This window comes from Brachybacterium phenoliresistens (assembly GCF_000576425.1).
GTDB classification, from domain to species: Bacteria; Actinomycetota; Actinomycetes; order Actinomycetales; family Dermabacteraceae; genus Brachybacterium; species Brachybacterium phenoliresistens.
This window is the reverse complement of the sequence record NZ_KK069991.1, coordinates 61,895-80,999: the sequence shown is the minus strand read 5'-3', so window position 1 is coordinate 80,999 and position 19,105 is coordinate 61,895. Positions and strand designations below refer to the sequence as shown.

Sequence of the window (19,105 nt, the reverse complement as noted above, 5' to 3'; positions counted from 1 at the left end):
ACCTCCACAGGGGCAGGGGGTGCGCAGGGGGCGCGGCGGGCGGAGCACGGTGCGGGACAGGCGGGGCACCGTGCGGGGCGGGGAGCTCGCCGGGGTGCGGCACCGGTCGCGCTCATCCCTTCACCGCCCCGGTCAGGACGCCCTTGGCGAAATGCCGCTGCAGGAACGGGTAGACGATGACGATCGGGACGATGGAGATGACGAGGATCGCCATCTGGATCGTGGTCTGCTGCGGGGCGTGCTCGACCACGGTCCCCATCTCGGAGGCGCCCATCTCGGTGCCGTTGACGACGTAGGTGCGCAGCACCATCTGGAGAGGCCACTTCGCCGCATCGTTGATGTAGAGCAGCGCGTTGAAGAAGGCGTTCCAGTAGCCGACGCCGTAGAACAGGCCCACCACGGCCAGCACGGCGCGGGACAGCGGCAGCGCGATCCGACGGAAGATCTGCCATTCGGTGGCGCCGTCGATGCGGGCGGCGTCGATGAGCTCCTCGGGGAGGTTCGCGAAGAACGCGCGCACCACGATGACGTTGAAGGCGCTCACGGCGGTGGGGATGATCAGCGCCCACAGGCTGTCGATCAGGCCGAACTGACGCACCACGAGGTAGGTGGGGATCATGCCCGGGGAGAACAGCAGGCTGACCAGGACCAGCAGCAGCATCGCCCGGTTGCCGACGGTGCCGCGGCGCGAGAGCGCCCACGCGAGCATCGCGGTGAGCACGAGGCTCAGAGCGGTGCCGACGCCGGTGACGAGGATGCTGATCAGCAGGGCACGGGAGACGACGCCGCCGGAGAGGATCGAGCGGTAGGCGGTGAGGTCGACCTCCCGCGGCAGCAGCACGAAGCCGCCGGCGTTCGTGACCTGGTCGGCCGGGGCGACGCTGGTGGACACGATCCCGAGGAAGGGGATGATGACCAGCGCGCAGGCGACGGTGAGGACGACGGCCTTGAAGGCCTTCTCGAGGGGGCCGGCGGTGTCGGAGAGCCTGCCCCGAGGGCGGGGCCGGGTCGATGCGGGACGGTCCTGCGCGGTCGTCGAGGCGGTCATGCCTTGTACACCCCCTGCTCGCCGAAGGCGTGCGCGATCTTGTTGGCGGTCAGCACGAGGATCAGGCCGACGACGCTCTTGGCGAGGCCGACGGCGGCCGCCGTGCCCCACTGGCCTCCGGCGATGCCCTCGTTGTAGACGTAGGTGTCCAGCACCTCGCTGGCGTCCACGCCGACGGCGGCCTGCTGGAGGATGATCTGCTCGAAGCCGACCGTGAGCGAGCTGCCCAGCTGGAGGATGAACAGCAGGATGATGATCGGTCGCATGCCCGGCAGCGTCACGTGGAGCATCTGTCGGAAGCGGCTCGCGCCGTCGACGGAAGCCGCCTCGTACAGGGCCTTGTCGATGCCGGCGAGCACGGCGAGGAAGAGGATCGTCGCCCAGCCGGTGTCCTTCCAGATCACCTGGCTGGTGAGCAGGGCGCGGAAGAGGTCCGCATTGCCGATGATGTCCAGCGTCGCCATGCCGTGCGAGCGCAGGAAGCTGTTGACCAGGCCGGATCCGCCCAGCATCTGCTGGAACACCGCCACCACGATCACCCAGGACAGGAAGTGGGGCAGGTAGAGGATCGACTGCACGATCTGCCGCATCCGGTTGGACATGAGGCTGTTGAGGATGAGGGCCAGGACGATCGGCAGCGGGAAGACCAGCACCGCCTGGATGAGCGTGAGGATCAGCGTGTTCCTGAGCGCGTTGAGGAATGCCGGGTCGTTGCTGATCAGGACCGAGAAGTTGCGGAACCCGCTCCAGAGGCTCTCGTCGATGCCCAGGTAGGGCTGGAAGTCCTGGAACGCGATGACGTTGCCCAGCAGCGGGTAGTACTGGAAGGCGATGAGCACCAGCATTCCGGGCAGCGCGAACAGCAGCACCGTCCGGTCTCGGAGGATCCGCACCAGCAGCGGGGCCTGCCGGCGGGGTCCGGGTGGCGCGGAGGCCCTGCGGGTCTCGGGCGCGGTGTCTTCGATGACAGCCATGGGAGGAGGGTCCTCGCTCGGGGTGGGGGATGACGCAGAGAAATTGTCGACGTGAGAATTCAGGAGGCGAACGCGCTGCGCCGTGTCCGCGCTGTCCAGGCGGCAATGCCGGACACAGAAATTCCTACGTGAGAATGCCGACGCCTCGGGCTTGTTGCCGCGTGTTGCCACGGCCGGCGAGCCGAGGTCGAGGACACGAAGAGCCCGCGGAGGTCAACGTTGCACCCCCGCGCCGCGAGCCCCATAGTGGGCGAGGATCGAGAGGCGGGGTGCGTGGACGAGCGGACGAGCACAGCAGGTCAGCGGCGGGAGACTGAGGGAACGGGACGGGCGGCGGCCGGGCCCGGGGTCGCACAGCCGGCGCCGCCCGCGCCGGGCGGTGACCTGGAGCAGCGCGAGCAGGCCCCACTCGAGCGGCGCGAGCAGACCGCGCTCGAGCAGAGCGCCCTCGACGTGCTGTTCGCGCACCTGGACGCGGACCTCGCGGCCCGGACGGCGGCGCGCGACCGGCTCCTGGCGACCCCGGCGGACGGCCCGGCGGAGGCCTACGCCCGGGATCTCGAGTTCCATCGGCTCGAGAGTCGGATCCGGCAGCTGCGCGCGGCGGAGCATTCGCTGTGCTTCGGGCGCCTGGACCGGGCCGAGGACGGCGAGAGCCTGCGCATCGGCCGGATCGGCATGCGCGCCGAGACCGGCGAGGTGCTGCTGGTGGACTGGCGCGCGGACGCCGCCCGGCCGTTCTACGCCGCGACGATGGCGAGCCCGATGGGCCTGCGTCGGCGCCGCCACCTGCGGCTCCGCGATCGCCGCGTGGTCGACGTCAGCGATGAGCTGCTGGACGGCCGGCCGCCGCGCCCCGGGGACCTCTTCGGCGACGGTCCGCTCGTGGCGGCGCTGGGCGGGGCGCGCACGGGCCGCATGCGCGAGGCGGCCTCGACCCTGCAGGCGGAGCAGGACGAGATCGTCCGCTCCGAGCACCGCGGGGTGATGGTGGTCGACGGCGGCCCCGGCACGGGCAAGACGATCGTCGCCCTGCATCGCGCCGCCTTCGTGCTGTACGCGTGGCCGCACCTCGCCGGCCGGGGCGTGCTGGTGCACGGCCCGAACCGGCGCTTCCTCGCCTACATCTCCGACGTGCTGCCCTCCCTCGGGGAGGAGGACGTGCAGCTGGCGACGCTGCCGGATCTCGTGGGGATCGAGGCGCCCCGGTCCGAGCCGGACCGTCTCGCCCGCCTGAAGGGCCGGGCCGAGCTGGCCGCGGTGCTGGCCCGGCAGGTGCGCGAGCGTCGGCCGCACGGGGTCCCCCTCGCACTGAGCACGGCGCACGACGCCGTGGTCCTCGAGCCCGCGGTCGTCGATGCCGCGCGCCGCCACGCGCTCCAGGGCGGACGGGGTCACAACGCCGCCCGAGCGCTGTTCCTCGACGCCGTCGTCGACGACCTGGTCGCGGCGCTGGAGGACCGCGCCATCGCGGAGGAGGCCGCCTTCGAGAGCGAGCTCGAGGCGCAGCTCGGGATCGATCTGGACCGGATCACCGGGAAGGACCTCGCCCGGATGGGCCCGGCCGATGCCCACGGCGGTGCCGACGACGCCGCGACGGACTGGGACCGGATCCGCGAGGAGCTGCGCGGGGACCCGGCCCTCGACCGCGCGATCGAGGGCGTCTGGCCGCGCCTGGACGCGGCGGACGTGGTCCGGGCCGCCCTGGCGGACGGCGCGGCACTGGCCGCGGCGCTCCCGGACGCCCCCGCGGAGGACATCGCCCGCCTCGTCGAGGGCGCCGACGCCCCATGGACCCCGGCGGATCTCGCGCTCCTGGACGAGGCGCGGGCGCTCGTGGACGGGCCGCCCGCGACGGTCTTCGGGCACGTCGTGGTGGACGAGGCCCAGCAGCTTTCGGCCATGCACTGGCGGGCCCTGATGCGCCGCTGCCCGGAGCGGTCGATGACCGTGGTCGGCGATCTCGCGCAGGCCGGTCCTGCCACGAGCATCCGCAGCTGGCAGGAGGCGCTCTCGCCCTTCGTCGAGGATCGCTTCCTGCATCGGACGCTCACCGTCAACTACCGCACCACGGCGGAGATCCTCGAGGCGACGCGGCCCCTCCTGGCCCGGATCGCCCCGCAGCAGCGGCTCTCCCGGTCGCTGCGCCACGGCGCGGAGCCGCGCACCGTCCCCTGCGCACCCGCAGACCGGGTCGGGGCGCTGAACTCCCTGATCACCGAGGCGCGGGCCGCGCGTCCGGCGGAGCTGATCGGCGTCGTCGCGGCGGCCGATGCGGCGCCCGAGCTGGAGGCCGCGCTGGGCGCGGACGGCGTCGTGGTGATTCCCGCGCCCGAGGCGCGCGGCCTGGAGTACGACACGGTGATCATCGTCGACCCCGACGCGATCGCGGCGGCCGGCGAGGCCGGGCCCCGGGATCTGTACGTCGCGCAGACCCGGGCGACGCAGCGCCTGATCTCCCTCGTCCCGCAGCCGGCCGTGCCCGCGGGCCAGGTCGACGGGGCGACGCCCCTGCCCGGCTGACGGTCCTGCTCGCCTCATGGCGCCGGTGCGCCCGAGGAGCGCGGCGCTGCGGCCCTACCGGAGCGCCGCCGCGAAGTCCCGGATCCGCGCGGCCATGCCCTCGGGGATCTCCGCGGCCGTGAAGTGGCCGACGTGCTCGAGCCGCTCGAACACGCGCAGATCCCGGTAGAACCGCCGGGCGAGGACCTCCGGGTAGTCGTGCTCGTGGCGCTGGACGAAGACCGCTGCGGGGACCTCCACCTCGGGGATCGCCTCCGGGGTGTCGGGCCCCTCGTGGTACGGCCGGAACGAGGTCGCGATGCTCTGGGTGACCCAGTAGATGGTCGCCTCGGTGAGGATGCGGTCGCGCGAGATGACCTGTTCCACGGCCGATGGATCGTCATCGGGCGTGTCGGCCCACTCCGACAGCTTCTCGGCGATCCAGGCGAGCAGTCCGGCCGGGGAATCGTTGAGCGCCGCCGCGAGCGTGTCGGGGCGCGCCCACTGCACATGCCCGTACGCGCCGTGCGGACCGCCATCGGCATCGAGCCGCGCGAAGAACGCCTCCACCTCCGGGTCGTCGACGGTCTCCCGGTCCTGTGCTGCGAAATGCGCGTGCGTGGCGACGATCCCGGAGACGTGCTGCGGGTACGTGCCGGCCAGGAGGTCGCTGACGTTCGCCGAGACGTCCTCTCCGTAGGTGATGTAGCGGTCGTATCCGAGCACGTCCGTCATGAGGCGGTGCATCGTCGCGGCGATCCGGCGCTCGGTCATCGGGCCGTCCGCGTACGGGGCCGAGAAGGCGAAGCCCGGCAGGCTCGCGACCACCACGTGGAGATCGGGCAGCTTCGCCGCGGCCTCGAGCTGTAGGGCGAAGGTGTGCGGCCAGCCGTGCATGATCAGGAGCGCGGGCGCGTCCGGACGCGTCGAGCGCAGATGCGCGACGTGGATGTCGGTGCCGTCGACGTCGGCGAGGAACTGCGGAAACCCTGCGAGCCACTCCTCGCGGGCGCGCCAGTCCCAGTCGGCCCAGGTCCGGACCAGGTCGCGCAGCCACGACGCGCTCATCCCCGACGGCATCCTCCGCGGGGAGTCCTCCAGCAGGCGTGCGTGGCGCAGGCGCCACCGCAGGTCCTCCAGGACGTCGTCGGGAACATGGAGGCGGAAGGGCCGGATCTCAGGCATGCTCGGGACGGTACTCCGGCGCCAGGACACATCCTGTCCGCCGTGCTGTCGATCGGGGCAGGCGCGCTCGCGCCGAGTACGCGGGCCCCCGCTCCTTGACTTCAGGTGCACATGAAGTTGTTGCATCTCCGTATGACCTACACGATCACCCCCGCAGATTCCTCATCCTCCGATGCCGAGGAGCTGGTGGCCCTCGTCGAAGAGCTCCAGCGGACGCAGCGCGAGGAGGACGCCGACGGCTTCCTCGACCTCTTCGACGACGACGCCGTCTGGGTGACGGGCGGTGGCAGGCGCCTCATCGGGAAGGACGTCATCTCCGCGTTCACCCGGCAGGTCCTGCCGGGGTTCGCCGCGCGGGGATCCGTCCGGTACGTCGTGGAGCACATCCGCTTCCTGTCCCCGGACCTCGCACTCACCGGGGTCGATCAGGAGGCGCTGACCCGGGACGGCGCGCCGCTGTCTCCGCGGCAGGAGGGCCGGCCCAGCTACCTCTGGCTCAGGACCGATGGACGCTGGCGCATCGCGGCAGGGCAGAACACGGCGGTGCCGATGCAGGCGTGACAGCCGTCGATCCGGCGAGGCCCCCTCGTCAGCGTCGCGACCCGTCCTCGTCGGCCTCGTAGTCCTCGTCGTCCTCGTCGTCCTCGCGCGGGTGCAGGTCGCGCGCGAATCCCTCGGCCATGGCCGGCGGCAGGGGACGGCCGCTCGGGGAGGGCCAGGGACCGAGCACGGCCGGCCACTCCCCCGCCAGGTACTCGGCATCCAGGCGCTTACGCTCGCGCACCTCGGCACGCCGCTCGGGCCCGGCCCACAGGGCGAAGCCGAGCTGGCAGTTCTCCAGGAGCTCCTGCTCGGTGGGGAACAGGGCGACGATATGGTCGGTGATCTCCTCGAGCAGGTCGATCGCCGTCTCCCGGTCGAGGTAGCCGGCGCTCTCGGACTGCCGGACGATGACCGCGGTGCGCACCAGGTCCCAGCCCCACAGCAGCTGCGGCGGGCGGCCCTCGTGCGCGATGCCGATCTCCAGCAGGCGGGTGGTGGGCATGTCGGCGAGCGCGGCCAGGGAGTCCAGGGCGTCCGGATCGCCGAGATGGAAGGCCATGGCGAAGCCGTGGGAATGCACTCCCATGCTCAGGTATTCGTCGATCGTGGCCCGGGCATGCTGGGCATGGAGGATCCCCCAGTCCGAGGCGAGACCGTCGCGGTTCTCCTCCGCCGACATCAGCGGCAGGGTGCGGAAGGACCGCACCTGCCGCGGCGTCATCCCCTCCGAGCTGGGAAGCACCTCGAGCGTCAGCGGCCAGATGCTCTTGAGGTGCGACCAGCCGGCGCTCGTGCGCAGCGCCCGGCGCAGCCGCTCGTCCGGGGCCTCCAGACCGCGCAGCGCGTAGTAGCGACGCTGCTCGCGCAGGGGCCGGCGCAGCGCCGAGAGGTACAGGCTCACCGCGAGGGCCAGGCAGCCGGACGCGAACACGCCGCCGATGATCCAGAACCCGATCTGCCCGCGCGAGGCCGCGGCGAGGGCGGCGCCCGGATCGCCGCCGGCCGCCTCCAGCTGAGCGACCAGCCCCACGTCCGCGAACAGCACCATGGCCAGGGCCAGCGCGCCCAGCGTCCCCGTCGAGATCACCGCGGTGGACACCTGCCCGCGATGCTTCCGGTCCAGCTGCAGGTTCCACCACCGGGCCCGCACCGGCAGGTCCCGCCGCCCGACGATCCCGGGATGGTTCTGCAGCGGATGGCGCATGGTCGGGTCCCCTCGGTCCGTTGCCGCGTCGCTCGTCCCTGCGGCCGATGTCTGGAGGCTCCAGCCTACGAGCGCCGCATGCCCCCGGAGACCGGCGCCCTGGGGTGGACGTGGACGCAGGGCGGGCCGGACCGGTCCGTCCCCGGTGCGTCGCGCGGTTCCCGTGGCGAGCAGCAGCGCGGGCCGCCGGCGGGCTCAGGCGCGAGGCGCCACCCGCAGCACGATCTCGGTGTCGTAGTCGGTATAGGTGCGGAACGCGCCGCGCAGCCAGGCGACGATCGACCGCTGCGGGTCGCCGGGGACGGCGATGGGGCGGAGGTTCATCGCCTCCGCCTCGACGGCAAGGGGCCGCCAGTCCCAGGTCAGCCCGTCATCCCGGGTGCGGCCATGGAACACGCCGTGCCGTGCCAGGGCAGAGCCGTCCCGCGGGTCGATCGGGGTGGAGAGGTACAGCGCGGACAGGTCGTCCGGGTCGATCGAGACCAGCCCGGTGTAGTCCTGCTCCGCGTAGTACAGCTCGGGCCCGGCCTCCGCCAGCGGACGGACGACCCACTCGGCGGCCCCCGGCGCGAGCACGCCGCGCAGGAAGCGGTGGGCGGTCAGGTCCTCGCCGCGCTCCCGGTAGTCCAGTCCGTGAGGGTCGTCGACGCGGGCGGAGAAGATCCCCACCACCGTGCCGTCCTCGCCGCGGCGCAGGTCGATCGTCCAGCAGTGCGTGAGCACGGCCCCCTCGTCGACCGCGCCGTGGGCGAGGACCTGCGTGAGGTCCTCCACCGCGGGGGTCGCCTCGGCGAGTCGCCGCCCCAGAGGGCCGACGACGGTCCCGTCGGTGCGGTGCAGCTGCCCGCCGGAGAGGTAGCCGTGCCAGATCGAGGTGGGGTGGACCCGGGGATGGCGCTCGGTGACGATGAGGTCGATCCTGTCGTCCTGGCCGAAGCGGTTCCCGGAGGCGTAGCGGACGTAGCTCTGGGCGATCGTGTCGCGGGTCAGCAGCCGACCGCCGAACTCCCAGCTCTCCCCGTCGTCGTGGGAGACGAGGACGCAGGGGTCCAGGTTGATGGATCGTACGAAGCAGTGCAGGACCCCGTCGAGCTCGTGGATGTTCTGGTAGGTCGCGCCGGTGCGGTTCGCGGCAGCGACCTCGGCATCGGCCGGGTGCGTGAGGTCCGTCGACCAGTCGAAGACGCGCTCCGGGCCCCAGACGGTCGGGTCCTCGGGTTCGCTGATCCGCCAGCGGGTGAGGGTGTCCGCCCCGTGCTTCGTGTAGACGGCCACCCATCTGCCGTCGGAGCGCTTCCACAGGGCGGGAACGTCATGGTCGTCGCTCTCCAGCCCCGCGTGCAGCGTGACGGTCCGCGCGGTCCCGGCCCCCAGGTCGACGACGCTCACGTTCACGTCGCCGCCGCGCCGCGCGCCCTCGGCCCCTCCGGAGGAGGCGACGCTCCCCAGCAGGACGATGCCCTGTGCGGCATCGGCCGCGGCGCGTTCATCCTGGTACCAGCACCACCCGCCGTTGTCGTCGACGGAGAGGACCCGGACATCGTCGGACGGAGGGGCGTCGCTGCGCTGCGAAGTGCTCACGACCCGAGCGTGCCATATCGGGAAAGCGATCGCCACGGGGATAGATGGCACGTCGTCATGACCGGCGTCATGCGTCGTGGTCCACGCGGAAGACCACGCGGCCGGAGCCTCTCGGTGCGCCCGAGCCGATCCATCGGGCCAGCTCCGTCCATGGCCGGCTGTCGATCGGCCCGATGTCCAGGCCGGCTGCGGCGAGGTACTGCATCTCGTCGCCCAGGTCCGGCTCGGTGGCGAGGAAGAAGCTGGTGATCGAGCGGTCCGCGGTGGCGAGGTCCGCCACGAATGCCCCGTAGGGGAAGCGCTCGTCGTCTCCTGCGGCATGACCGAGCGCGATGACGGTGCCGCCCGCCTCGAGAAGCGCGTACGCGTCGACGAGGTGCTGCCCTCCTATCAGGTCGATCGCTCCATGCACCCGGGAGGAGATCGAGGCAGGACTCGTGTGGGTCTCGTGCGCGCCGAGGCGCCTGATCTCGCGGTGCCGGCTCTCGTCGCGGGCGACGGCGACCACCTGGGCGCCCGACCTCGCGGCGATCTGGACGGCAGCCCTGCCCACGGCGCTGCTCGCGCCGACGACGAGGACGCGCCGCCCCAGCACCGAGCCGAGCCTGCGGACCGCACGCAGCGCACTGGTGGCCGGGACCGGCAGCGTGGCGAGCTCCTCCCACGAGACGCCGGCGGGCGCCGTGCCGAGGAACTGGCGCGACACCGCGCGCTTCTGCGCCCACCCTCCCGTGAGCCCGAGGAACAGGACGCGGTCCCCCGCCCGGGGCCCGGTTCCGTCGGCAGCGGGCTCCAGCACGACTCCGCTGCCGTCCCACCCGGGGACGGCGCCGGCCGGCGCACCAGGGAGCGCTGCGAGGTCGCCAGGGTTCGGGGCGAACGCCTCCACGCGCACGATGACCTCATGCGCCTGCGGGACGGGATCGGGGACCTCGCTCAGTGCGAGTCCGCTCGGTTCGTCGGGGGTGGTCGTCCATGCCAGCATCTGTGTCGCCCGTCTCGTCCGTCGTCGCTGTCAGAAGGCCGAACGTAGGGGCCCGGGGTCGCATTCCCGTCGAGGACGCCGACGGCCTCACCCCGCCGACGGATCCGGACGCGACGTCGGGCGATCCCATGGCGCAGCACGTCAGCCCCGCACCGCCGCGATGCGGCCGATGCTCACCGCTCCCCTGCAGGCGCGACGGCCCGTGCCGCCCGGGCACCGGCACGACCCGCATGGATCACGACGGCGAGCATGAGGACGCATCCGGCGAGGATCGCGACGGCGACACCGGTCGTGGGTAGCGGCAGCAGCGCGCACAGGCCGCTGGCGATCGCGATGACCCCGGCGAGGATCATCGGCCGCTCGGCCCGGCGATGGGCGGCGCGCCACGCCTCGTCGCTCCCCATGGTGCTGCGAAGGCGGATCCCGACGAGCGCGTTCCTCCCGATCCGGCCCGAGGCCGTCGCCCGGGCCGCCCAGATCAGCAGCACACCGGCGGCCACCATGACCACCAGCAGAAGGGCCCGTCCGGCGATGTCTCCGTCCATCGGGGAATCCTCTCGGTCGACGTCCCGCCAGTCTCGCAGACGAGGTTCCCGCCGGAGGTGGGGACCTCTCCGGCCCGCACCTGCAGCGGTACCGACCGCTCACGCCTCCGTGCGTCCCGTCCTGCACCCGAACACCACCGCGCGCTGCAGCGCGTAGCTGACGCAGAACAGCGACAAGTCGGCGAGGACCTTCGCGGCGAGCACCGGGACGCCCAGGGCCATCAGCGCGTCGATCCCCAGCCCGCCGCCGAGGGCCACGAGGGCCGCGACCGCGGCGTAGCCCAGCAGGTCCGGGAGCATCCGGCCCCGGCCGGAGCGCCCCTCGGAGTCGGTGGCCCCGGCGTGCCGGGCCCGGAAAACGAGCCCGCGGTTGACGGCGAAGTTCACCCCGGCGCTGACCAGCCGTGCCCCGATCAGCGAGGGCCACAGGAGCCCGGTCGCCGCCATGAGGGCGACGAACAGCCCGGTGTCCACGGCGAAGGCCAGCAGACCGGAGGCGGCGAAAGCGAGCATCGGCGCGAGCACCCGCAGGGAGTCGCGCAGCGGCCGGAAGTGACTGGAGGCGTTGCCCTCGAGGTAGACCGTCCGGATCGCGATGCTGTCCAGGCCGATGCCGCCGCGCGCGGCGCGCAGCAGCATGGTCGTCTCGTACTCGTAGCGGTCCCCGGGCAGGGAGCGCGCCCAGTCGAGATGCTCCGCGGGGATCCCGCGCAGGCCGGTCTGGGTGTCCGCGAGCCGCACCCCGCCGGCGAGACGGAACAGGGCAGCGCTCACCGCGTTGCCCAGGCGGCTGCGCAGGGGGACGCCGACGCGCTCGGCGGTGCGCACCCCGAGGACCAGCGGGCGCTCCGGACCGCGCGCGCCCTGCCCCATCAGCCGGTCGCGCACGGCGAGGACGTCGACGAGGGCGTGCTGTCCGTCGGCATCGGCCGTGACCACGCCGGCTCCCGGGTACAGGTCCTGGACCAGGGCGAGGGCACGCCGCAGCGCCGCCCCCTTGCCCCGGTTGACGGCCTCGCGCGCGATTACGGCGCCGAGCACCGCGCAGCGGTCGAAGACGACGTCGTAGCCGGGGCCGGAGCCGTCGTCGACGACCACGATCTCGATCCCGCGCCCGGCGAGGCGGCGGACGAGATCCGGCAGGGCGGAGTCGGGGGCGAGCGCCGGGATCACGACCACGGGGGCGACCACGGCCGGCAGCGGCGCGGTGGGGATCCGGGAGGGTGCGGCGGGGGTCCCGACCGCAGCGGCGGTGGTCCGGGGGCGGGCAGGGTGCCGGGAGATCGTCATCGTCCTCACCCGGCCACGTAGAGGATGTCGCTGGTGGCGCGCTCCCGGCCGCGGCCCAGCGGGTCGCTCACCATCTCCCCGTCCAGCAGCATCACCGAGGAGCCGCCGCCGTCGAGGTTGTAGCCGCTCGTGCAGCCGAGGTCGAGCAGGATCCCGCCGAGCTCCGGCAGGCCGACGCCGCGAGAATATCCCTCCGATCGGCCGTCCACGACGAGCATGACCAGGTGGTTCTCGCCGATCACGCCGATGGCGGTGCGGGGCTGCTCCCCCTGGATCGAATGGTTGCCGATGTTGGTGTCGACCTCGACGTCCTCGATGCCGTCGGGCACCGCGCCGTCCACGAGGACGGCCGGCCCGAAGGAGAGGGTGTTCCAGGCGCCGTCGGCGATCAGCTGGTCGGCGGTCGTCGCGGTCTCGTCGTACACGGCGATGCGGCCGTCGGCGAAGAAGCACAGGCCCTCCCGCGCCGGCTCGTCGCGGTAGGCGATGCCGCTGCGGATCACGATGCCGGTGTCGCGGAAGCCGTAGTAGTCGCCGTTGATCGCGAGCACCGCCCCGGCCCGCTCGGCGATCGCGGAGGGCATCTCGGTGATGTTGCGGCCGAAGTCGTCCTCGGCGAAGGCGGAGCGGATCAGCCGGGCATCGCTCACGGTGACCTCGGCCGCGTACCAGGCCAGGGCCGTGGCGCCGCTGCCGGTGGCGGAACGGGTGATCTCGAGGGTGGTCGTCGAGGAGGTGTACCCGGTGGAGCTGTAGACGCCGTCGGCAGGGACGAGGGTGCCGGCCGCGACGCCGGAGGCGGCCTCCTGCGCGGAGACGTCCTCGACATCGACCTCCTCCCGCAGGAACCGGTCGTAGGCCCAGGCCGCCGAGCCGCCCGTGAGCGCCAGGGCCCCGATACCGCCCGCCAGCAGGCTGCGGCGGGTGAGACCCGCCCGGCGGGACCGGCCCGGCGGGGAGTCGTCCTCGGGCAGCGTGCGGGCGGGGGTGCGGGCGTCGAAGCGGTGCGTGCTCATGCCCGGTACGGTGCGCGGCGAGCTTGTGCCCGGGACCCCGCCCGAGCTGTGCCGATGCTGTGCGCCCGGCCGCGAGGGCGATCATGGGGGCATGAGCCGCCTCGCCGCACCCGTCCTGCTCCTGCTCAACGGCCCGCCCGGGGCAGGGAAGTCGACGCTCGCCGAGGCCCTGGCGCGCTCGCACCCGCAGCGGACCGCGCTGGACGTCGACGTCGTCAAGCATGCCCTGCCCGCCTGGCCGCAGGACCCGCACGCCGCGGGCGTGGAGGCGCGCAAGCAGGTGCTCGCGCAGGCCGGGCGCGAGCTCGCGGCCGGCCGCAGCGTGGTGATCCCCCAGCTGCTCGCCCGGCCGGAGTTCGCGGTCGCGCTGCAGCAGCTCGCCGACCGCAGCGGGGCCCGCTTCGCGCACGTCCTCCTGGACCTGCCGGCCGATGCCCTGCGCGAGCGGCTCTCGGCCCGGCGCGCCGCCCCGACCCGCCCCGAGCAGGCGGCCAACGACGCGGGGCTCGCGGTCCAGGACGCCCTCGAGATGGGACGGCGCATCGCGGTGATGGCCGCCGACCTGAACCAGGAGGTGCTGCGCCTGGACGCCTCCGGGCCGATGGGCGCGGTGCTGCCCCGGCTCGAGGAGATCCTGGCGGACGCGCCGCAGGAGTAGGCCCGGCACCGCCCGGGACCGCATGAACGGCCGATGAACCCCGGGCGACCGGAGTGCATACAGGCACGACAGGGCAGGCATAGCCGATCCACAGCATCGGCTCCGAGGGTGGATCCCGCACCGCCCGGGACCCCGGGCGTCCCGAGACCCCCAGGAGCCCCCGATGTCCGCACCGATCCTCTACCTCGCCGATCTGATCGCCGTGACGGTCCTCGCCGCCGGCGTCTACTGGCCCCGGCACCGCCGCCGCGACCTCGTGGTCGCGTTCTTCGGCATCAACGTCGGGGTGCTGGCGGTCTCGGCGCTGCTGGCGAACTCCGCAGTGACCGCGGGGCTGGGCCTGGGCCTGTTCGGCGTGCTGTCGATCATCCGTCTGCGCTCCGACGAGCTGGCCCAGCACGAGATCGCCTACTACTTCGCGACCCTCGCCCTGGGCCTGGTGGGCGGGCTCGGCATCACCCCGATCTGGATGTCGCTGGCCTTCATGGCTCTGATCCTGGTGACGATGGGCATCGTCGACCACCCCGCGATCATGGCCCGCTCGCGGCGCCAGCTGATCGTCTTGGACCGGGCCATCGGCGACGAGGACCTGCTGCGCGAGCATCTCGAGCAGATGCTGGGCGCCGAGGTCACGGCCGTGTCCCTGCAGAAGCTGGATCTCGTCACCGACACCACCACCGTCGACGTGCGCTATCGCGTGCCGCGGGCCGGCTCCCGCGACCCCCGGGCGGAGCAGCCGACGGCGGCCCCCGGCCCCGCGCCCACGCCGGCACCGGCACCGGCACCGGCCGAATCGGAGATGTCCACGGCAACGGCGGCATCCGCAACGGCGGCATCAGCGCAGGTCCCGGCCGCGCACTCGCCCTCGACCTCGACCTCGCCGGCACCGGGCTCGATGCCGGCATCGGCGGGCGCCATGGCCGCCGCGCCCGTGGCCTCCCTCAGCGGGGCCGCACGATGAGCGACGCGCCGACGGCCCGCCCGACGCCCCGGCCGGCCCTCCTGGACCTCCCGGCCATCGGCCTGGAGCAGCTGACCGAGCAGGCCTCCCTCATGACGCGCGTGGACCGCAAGTACCTGGTGCCCGCCTCCGCCGTGCACCGTCTGCTGCAGGAGATGTCCGCGGATCTGCAGGTCCTGGAGATCGCAGGCCGCCGCACCTTCGGGTACCGCTCGGTGTACTACGACACCGCGCAGCTGGCCTCCTACCGGGCGGCGGCGACGGGCCGGCGACGCCGGTTCAAGGTGCGCCGTCGCGACTACCTCGACACCGGCGCGGCGTTCCTCGAGGTGAAGACCCGCACCGGCCGCGGGGAGAGCAGCAAGGTGCGCCTGGCCCTGGCCGCGGACCCGCCGCCGCCGGCCTCTCCCGGTCCCTCCCCCGCGTCGTCGGGCGACCTGCGCGGGGAGGCGGCGGAGTTCGTGCTCGCCCAGCTGGCCGAGGCGGGGATCCCCGTCCCCGCCGGTGCGCTGCACCCGGTGCTCGCGACCGCCTACGACCGCACCACGCTGATGGCGGCCCCGGCCGATGCCCGCTCCGACCCCTCCCGCATCACCGTCGACGCCGCCCTGGCCTGGACGGACCCGGTCACCGGGGCGTCCACCAGCCTCACCGAGCTGGTGGTGGTGGAGACGAAGGCCGGGACCCGCCCCGGCCCGGCGGACCGGCTGCTGTGGGCGCTGGGGCATCGGCCGCTGCGGCTGTCGAAGTACGCCGTCGGGCTCGCGCTCCTGCGCCCCGAGCTGGCGGCGAACCGCTGGCACCGCACGCTGGGCCGGCTCGACCTCCCCGCTGCCTGACCCCGCGCGGCGATCCGCACATCCCCTGCCTCGGATCGGCATAGGCCCCGCACAGCAGCGGCGCCGAACCTGGATCCATCACCCGTTCAGACTCCGGAAGGACCCCGCCATGACCACGCCGAACACCCCCACTCCCTCCCCCGCCCCGTCGCCCACGCCTCCGTCGGGGGGTCGCGGCCCTGCCGGGTTCCGCTCGCTGCGCCGGATGATGATGGCCTCGACGGTGGGCCTGGCCGCCATGGCCCTGGCCGCCTGCGGCGCCGCGACGGCGATCACCGGGACCGACGCCTCCAGCTCCACGACGGCCTCGACGACCGCGACCACCGGGACCGTCGCCGGGGGACTCGCGAGCATCGACACCCACGTCGACGAGGACGACCTCACCTGGGACGCCGCGGAGGAGCAGACGATCACGCTCGCGGACTCGGGATCGACCTCGGACAGCGACGCGGTGAGCATCGACGGGTCGACGGTCACCATCACCGCCGGCGGGGTCTACCGCATCACCGGGTCCCTGAGCGACGGCCAGGTGGTGGTCGCCGCTGCGGAGGACGAGACCGTCACCCTCATCCTCGACGGCGCCTCCATCGCCAGCTCGAGCGGCCCCGGCATCTCCGTGACCAGCGCCGATGAGGTGACGATCTCTCTCGCCTCCGGCACGGGGAACTCCGTCGCCGACGGCTCCGGCTACACGGTCGCCGACGATGCGACGCCCGTCGCGGCGATCGCCTCGGCCTCGGACCTGACCATCGCCGGGGACGGCTCCCTGACCGTCACCGGCAGCACGAACGACGGCATCAGCTCCTCGGACGGCCTCGCGATCCTGGGCGGGACCCTGTCGGTGACCGCGGCGGACGACGGCATCCGCGGCAAGGACTACGTGTCCCTGACCGGCGGCGACGTCACGATCAGCGCCGGCGGCGACGCCCTGAAGTCGGACAACGCGACCGATGCCGACCGCGGCTGGGTGCTCGTCTCCGGCGGGACGCTGAGCATCGACGCGGGCGACGATGCGATCACCGGGGAGCAGGCGGTCGAGATCTCCGGCGGCACCGTCGACATCACGGCCTCCTACGAGGGCATCGAGTCCGTCTCGATCCTCGTCAGCGGCGGCGACATCTCCGTGACCTCGAGCGACGACGGGCTCAATGCGGTCGCCTCCGACGACTCCGAGACCAGCGACGATGCGGAGACGGCGGGCGGCTTCGGCCCGGGCGGCGGCATGGGCGACGACGGCTCGACCCTCACCATCAGCGGCGGCACCCTCGCCGTCGACGCGGAGGGCGATGGGCTGGACTCCAACGGGTCGCTGACGATCTCCGGCGGCGAGACCACGGTGAACGGCCCCACGAACGCAGGCAACGGTGCGGTCGACGTCAACGGAAGCTACATCGTCACCGGGGGCTCCTTGGTCACGGCCGATGCCGGAGGCATGGTCGTCTCCCCGAGCGAGGACTCCGAGCACCCCGCCGTCCAGTTCGCGCTGAGCAGCGCGGCGAGCGCGGGCGACACCCTCGAGGTGCAGGACTCCTCCGGCACGACCGTCGCGACGATCACGCTGACCAAGGCCAGCGCGGCGATCATCGCCACCGGCGACCAGGTGGTCGACGGGGAGCCGTACACCCTGGTCAGCGACGGCACCGAGCTCGCCACCGCGACCGCCGGGGAGATCACCGCGAGCGGCATGGGCGGAGCCGGCGGCGGCGGGCGCGGCACGGGCCCCCGCGGCTGATCCGAGCCCCGGAGCATCGATCCCGTTCCCGCGGCCTCAACGAGCCCGGCTCCGCGGGCCGCCGAGTCGGTCTCCCACGGAGCATCGACCTCGACTCCACGGACTCCCGAGTCCCCTTCCTTCTGCGGCGCTCAGTGCGACTCGACGGAGCACCGAGCAGGGTGACTGCTTCCGGCGGACACGTACATCTTGTACGTGTCCGCCGGAAGCAGTTCGTCTCCTCGGCCGGGGGTGCGCAGCTCCGCTCCTCGCTGCGCGCGGCTCCTCGCCTCGACGCACGCAGCTCCGCTCCTCGGCGCGCGTGGCTCCTCGCCTCGGCGCGCGATGTCGTCTGGACTCCTCATCCGTCCTGCCTGGGGAGGGCGCAGTTGTCCACAGCGGCCGCACGGGCTGCCGCGGGGAGCAGTACCGTCGCTGCTATCCGAGGGCGGTCGCCGAGGCCGCCCCGCGGCGATCGAGGAGCAGCCCATGGTGAACACGACGCCGAGTGATCTGCGGACGCATCTGAGCCACTACATCGAGCAGGCCGCGGCGGAGCCCGTGCGGATCCTCAGCCGGGGGCTGCGCGAATGCGCGGTCCTCGTCTCGCCCGGCTTCTACGACCGGGCGACCCTGGCGCTGGGCGACGAGGACTATGCCGCCCCGCCCCTGACGGAGGACCAGCGGTACCAGGCCGAGCTGCGCACCTTCCTGGCCGAGTACGGCGTGCACGTCGACGGGGACTGCTGAGGTCAGCTCTCGGGCAGCGCGGCGAACGCGGCCTTGGTGTCGTTGTACCAGCCCAGGGACTTCTTGGGGTGCAGCCAGCGGTACTTCATCTCCGAGCGGGCCGTCTCGTGGGCGGCGTCGCCGTTCTTCACGGCGTCCTTGAGGTGCTTGTCCTGGGCCTGGATGATCTCGTCGGCGGTCTCGCCGCGGTGGGCGAGCTCGCAGGGGCCGCCGAGCTGCTGGCAGGTCATGGTCTTCATCGGTCGTCCTTCCGGGACATGAGGGGCCTCGCGCTGCGCGTTGCTCCTGGGGTTCGAGGTGCTGTCATCTGTATGACGCACGGCGGGCCGCGGGTGTGACCGCCGCACGAGGAGGGATCGGGGAACGACGGGGGCTCAGCGGGGATCGGCCCCGTCGCGGCGCGCGACCTTCGCGATGACCTGGGGGTCCGCGCGGAAGTCGATGCGCTGGACGCGGCCGTCGACGATGGTGAAGTCGAACAGGACCTTCGCCTCGCCCCGGTGGAACCAGGCCGATCCCGCCCGGCCGTCGACGATGACCGGCAGCGCCGCATGCGCCGAGCCGTTGAAGAAGGAGGCCACGTCGTCGCGGCCGTCGATCCGGGCGGGGGTGCCGGTGAGGATCGCCTGCTCGTCGCCGCGGACCACCGCATCGGGCGCCAGCAGCTGCACGAGGCGGCTGAAATCCCCCTCGCGGGCCGCGGCCATGAACGCGTCGACGACCTCCCAGTCGGCGAGCGCGTCCTCGGAGCGGGGCTGAGCGACCTTCGCCCGGGCGCGGGAGGCGAGCTTGCGCGCGGCCGCGGGGGTCGAGCCCAGCACCGCGGCGATCGTCGTGAACTCGAAGCCGAAGCTGTCGTGCATGACGAAGGCGATGCGCTCGTTCGGGGTGAGCCGATCCAGCACGACCTGCAGGGCCACGCCGACCGCATCGGCCAGGGCCACGTCGTCGGCCGGATCGGGGGCGACCTCCTCGACCTCGATCTCCTCCTCGGGGATCGGGGTGCGGCGGCGCAGCCGGTCCAGGCACAGCCGCGTGGTCACCGTCGTCAGCCACGCGGGGAGGTTCTCGATGTCCTCGCCGCTGCCGTCCAGGCGCAGCCACGCCTGCTGGACGATGTCCTCCGCCTCGGCATGGTCGCCGAGCACCCTGGCGGCCAGGCCCACCAGGCGCGGCCGCTCTGCCGCGAAGCGCTGCGCGAGCTCGGCCGCGGCCGATGGCCCGGTGCCGGCCGTCTCGCCCGCCGGGGGTCGGGGGTTCTCCCTCGGATCCATGTCGTCCATCCTTCCGTAGGTCCGCCGCCGATCGGCCGC

18 protein-coding genes are annotated in these 19,105 nt (G+C 73.2%); 7 read left to right on the top strand and 11 right to left on the bottom strand.

Annotated features, from left to right (window positions below; translation table 11 throughout):
• Positions 1 to 112: 112 nt before the first annotated feature.
• On the bottom strand, positions 113 to 1,048 hold the full coding sequence (locus BF93_RS06820) for a carbohydrate ABC transporter permease (RefSeq protein ID WP_038371572.1): 936 nt from the start codon (positions 1,046 to 1,048) through the stop codon (positions 113 to 115).
• Positions 1,045 to 2,022 (bottom strand): ABC transporter permease, encoded by a 978-nt coding sequence (locus tag BF93_RS06815; protein WP_051486638.1) that lies wholly within the window; start codon positions 2,020 to 2,022, stop codon positions 1,045 to 1,047. Before BF93_RS06815 ends, BF93_RS06820 begins: the two co-directional genes overlap by 4 nt.
• Before the next feature lie 273 nt (positions 2,023 to 2,295).
• Here BF93_RS06815 and BF93_RS06810 point away from each other — a divergent pair, with 273 nt between their 5' ends.
• Entirely contained in the window at positions 2,296 to 4,545 is a 2,250-nt protein-coding gene (locus BF93_RS06810; protein ID WP_232226233.1) for a HelD family protein, read from the top strand.
• Between the two features lie 54 nt (positions 4,546 to 4,599).
• Here BF93_RS06810 and BF93_RS06805 read toward each other — a convergent pair whose 3' ends face one another.
• Positions 4,600 to 5,709 (bottom strand): epoxide hydrolase family protein, encoded by a 1,110-nt coding sequence (locus BF93_RS06805; RefSeq protein ID WP_038371571.1) that lies wholly within the window; start codon positions 5,707 to 5,709, stop codon positions 4,600 to 4,602.
• Between the two features lie 132 nt (positions 5,710 to 5,841).
• Here BF93_RS06805 and BF93_RS06800 point away from each other — a divergent pair, with 132 nt between their 5' ends.
• Positions 5,842 to 6,270: an SgcJ/EcaC family oxidoreductase gene (locus BF93_RS06800; protein WP_038371569.1), complete on the top strand. Its 429-nt coding sequence runs from the start codon at positions 5,842 to 5,844 to the stop codon at positions 6,268 to 6,270.
• A 28-nt stretch (positions 6,271 to 6,298) separates the two neighbouring features.
• Here BF93_RS06800 and BF93_RS06795 read toward each other — a convergent pair whose 3' ends face one another.
• The 6 genes from BF93_RS06795 to BF93_RS06770 all read right to left on the bottom strand — a co-directional run bounded on the left by BF93_RS06795 (position 6,299) and on the right by BF93_RS06770 (position 12,873).
• Positions 6,299 to 7,456 (bottom strand): DUF1266 domain-containing protein, encoded by a 1,158-nt coding sequence (locus BF93_RS06795; RefSeq protein ID WP_038371568.1) that lies wholly within the window; start codon positions 7,454 to 7,456, stop codon positions 6,299 to 6,301.
• A 195-nt stretch (positions 7,457 to 7,651) separates the two neighbouring features.
• Complete coding sequence (locus BF93_RS06790; RefSeq protein ID WP_051486637.1) at positions 7,652 to 9,037, bottom strand: BNR-4 repeat-containing protein; 1,386 nt, start codon at positions 9,035 to 9,037, stop codon at positions 7,652 to 7,654.
• A 67-nt stretch (positions 9,038 to 9,104) separates the two neighbouring features.
• Positions 9,105 to 10,022, bottom strand: a complete 918-nt coding sequence (locus BF93_RS19990; RefSeq protein ID WP_051486636.1) for a zinc-binding dehydrogenase — start codon at positions 10,020 to 10,022, stop codon at positions 9,105 to 9,107.
• Between the two features lie 173 nt (positions 10,023 to 10,195).
• Positions 10,196 to 10,567 carry an SdpI family protein gene (locus tag BF93_RS06780; protein WP_038371566.1) on the bottom strand — a complete coding sequence of 124 codons (372 nt, stop codon included), beginning with the start codon at positions 10,565 to 10,567 and terminating at the stop codon, positions 10,196 to 10,198.
• 99 nt (positions 10,568 to 10,666) lie between these two features.
• Entirely contained in the window at positions 10,667 to 11,857 is a 1,191-nt protein-coding gene (locus BF93_RS06775) for a GtrA family protein (protein WP_051486635.1), read from the bottom strand.
• A gap of 5 nt (positions 11,858 to 11,862) precedes the next feature.
• Positions 11,863 to 12,873, bottom strand: a complete 1,011-nt coding sequence (locus BF93_RS06770) for a phosphodiester glycosidase family protein (protein ID WP_038371565.1) — start codon at positions 12,871 to 12,873, stop codon at positions 11,863 to 11,865.
• A gap of 91 nt (positions 12,874 to 12,964) precedes the next feature.
• On the opposite strand from BF93_RS06770, the gene BF93_RS06765 reads away from it, so the two are divergent.
• From BF93_RS06765 to BF93_RS06745, 5 genes are all read left to right on the top strand, one after another.
• Positions 12,965 to 13,531: a P-loop nucleotide/nucleoside kinase family protein gene (locus BF93_RS06765; RefSeq protein WP_038371563.1), complete on the top strand. Its 567-nt coding sequence runs from the start codon at positions 12,965 to 12,967 to the stop codon at positions 13,529 to 13,531.
• 163 nt (positions 13,532 to 13,694) lie between these two features.
• On the top strand, positions 13,695 to 14,492 hold the full coding sequence (locus tag BF93_RS06760; protein WP_038371562.1) for a DUF4956 domain-containing protein: 798 nt from the start codon (positions 13,695 to 13,697) through the stop codon (positions 14,490 to 14,492).
• Positions 14,489 to 15,331: a VTC domain-containing protein gene (locus BF93_RS06755; protein ID WP_051486634.1), complete on the top strand. Its 843-nt coding sequence runs from the start codon at positions 14,489 to 14,491 to the stop codon at positions 15,329 to 15,331. The genes BF93_RS06760 and BF93_RS06755 overlap by 4 nt, the downstream gene beginning before the upstream one ends.
• Before the next feature lie 109 nt (positions 15,332 to 15,440).
• Complete coding sequence (locus BF93_RS06750) at positions 15,441 to 17,063, top strand: carbohydrate-binding domain-containing protein (protein ID WP_084148330.1); 1,623 nt, start codon at positions 15,441 to 15,443, stop codon at positions 17,061 to 17,063.
• A 468-nt stretch (positions 17,064 to 17,531) separates the two neighbouring features.
• Positions 17,532 to 17,792, top strand: a complete 261-nt coding sequence (locus BF93_RS06745) for a type II toxin-antitoxin system Phd/YefM family antitoxin (RefSeq protein ID WP_038371561.1) — start codon at positions 17,532 to 17,534, stop codon at positions 17,790 to 17,792.
• A gap of 2 nt (positions 17,793 to 17,794) precedes the next feature.
• Here the strand turns inward: BF93_RS06745 and BF93_RS06740 are convergent, their stop codons facing one another.
• Both BF93_RS06740 and BF93_RS06735 read right to left on the bottom strand, forming a co-directional pair.
• Positions 17,795 to 18,031, bottom strand: coding sequence for a hypothetical protein (locus BF93_RS06740; RefSeq protein WP_038371560.1), 237 nt, complete (start codon positions 18,029 to 18,031; stop codon positions 17,795 to 17,797).
• Between the two features lie 135 nt (positions 18,032 to 18,166).
• On the bottom strand, positions 18,167 to 19,066 hold the full coding sequence (locus tag BF93_RS06735; protein ID WP_084148329.1) for a sigma-70 family RNA polymerase sigma factor: 900 nt from the start codon (positions 19,064 to 19,066) through the stop codon (positions 18,167 to 18,169).
• Between the last annotated feature and the right edge of the window lie 39 nt (positions 19,067 to 19,105).

Coding starts and splice junctions, on each gene's coding strand:
- BF93_RS06820 (WP_038371572.1), bottom strand. CDS start 1,048: ATGACCGCCTCGACGACCGCGCAGGACCGTCCCGCATCGACCCGGCCC.
- BF93_RS06815 (WP_051486638.1), bottom strand. CDS start 2,022: ATGGCTGTCATCGAAGACACCGCGCCCGAGACCCGCAGGGCCTCCGCG.
- BF93_RS06805 (WP_038371571.1), bottom strand. CDS start 5,709: ATGCCTGAGATCCGGCCCTTCCGCCTCCATGTTCCCGACGACGTCCTG.
- BF93_RS06800 (WP_038371569.1), top strand. CDS start 5,842: ATGACCTACACGATCACCCCCGCAGATTCCTCATCCTCCGATGCCGAG.
- BF93_RS06795 (WP_038371568.1), bottom strand. CDS start 7,456: ATGCGCCATCCGCTGCAGAACCATCCCGGGATCGTCGGGCGGCGGGAC.
- BF93_RS19990 (WP_051486636.1), bottom strand. CDS start 10,022: ATGCTGGCATGGACGACCACCCCCGACGAACCGAGCGGACTCGCACTG.
- BF93_RS06780 (WP_038371566.1), bottom strand. CDS start 10,567: ATGGACGGAGACATCGCCGGACGGGCCCTTCTGCTGGTGGTCATGGTG.
- BF93_RS06775 (WP_051486635.1), bottom strand. CDS start 11,857: ATGACGATCTCCCGGCACCCTGCCCGCCCCCGGACCACCGCCGCTGCG.
- BF93_RS06770 (WP_038371565.1), bottom strand. CDS start 12,873: ATGAGCACGCACCGCTTCGACGCCCGCACCCCCGCCCGCACGCTGCCC.
- BF93_RS06765 (WP_038371563.1), top strand. CDS start 12,965: ATGAGCCGCCTCGCCGCACCCGTCCTGCTCCTGCTCAACGGCCCGCCC.
- BF93_RS06760 (WP_038371562.1), top strand. CDS start 13,695: ATGTCCGCACCGATCCTCTACCTCGCCGATCTGATCGCCGTGACGGTC.
- BF93_RS06755 (WP_051486634.1), top strand. CDS start 14,489: ATGAGCGACGCGCCGACGGCCCGCCCGACGCCCCGGCCGGCCCTCCTG.
- BF93_RS06750 (WP_084148330.1), top strand. CDS start 15,441: ATGACCACGCCGAACACCCCCACTCCCTCCCCCGCCCCGTCGCCCACG.
- BF93_RS06745 (WP_038371561.1), top strand. CDS start 17,532: ATGGTGAACACGACGCCGAGTGATCTGCGGACGCATCTGAGCCACTAC.
- BF93_RS06740 (WP_038371560.1), bottom strand. CDS start 18,031: ATGAAGACCATGACCTGCCAGCAGCTCGGCGGCCCCTGCGAGCTCGCC.
- BF93_RS06735 (WP_084148329.1), bottom strand. CDS start 19,066: ATGGATCCGAGGGAGAACCCCCGACCCCCGGCGGGCGAGACGGCCGGC.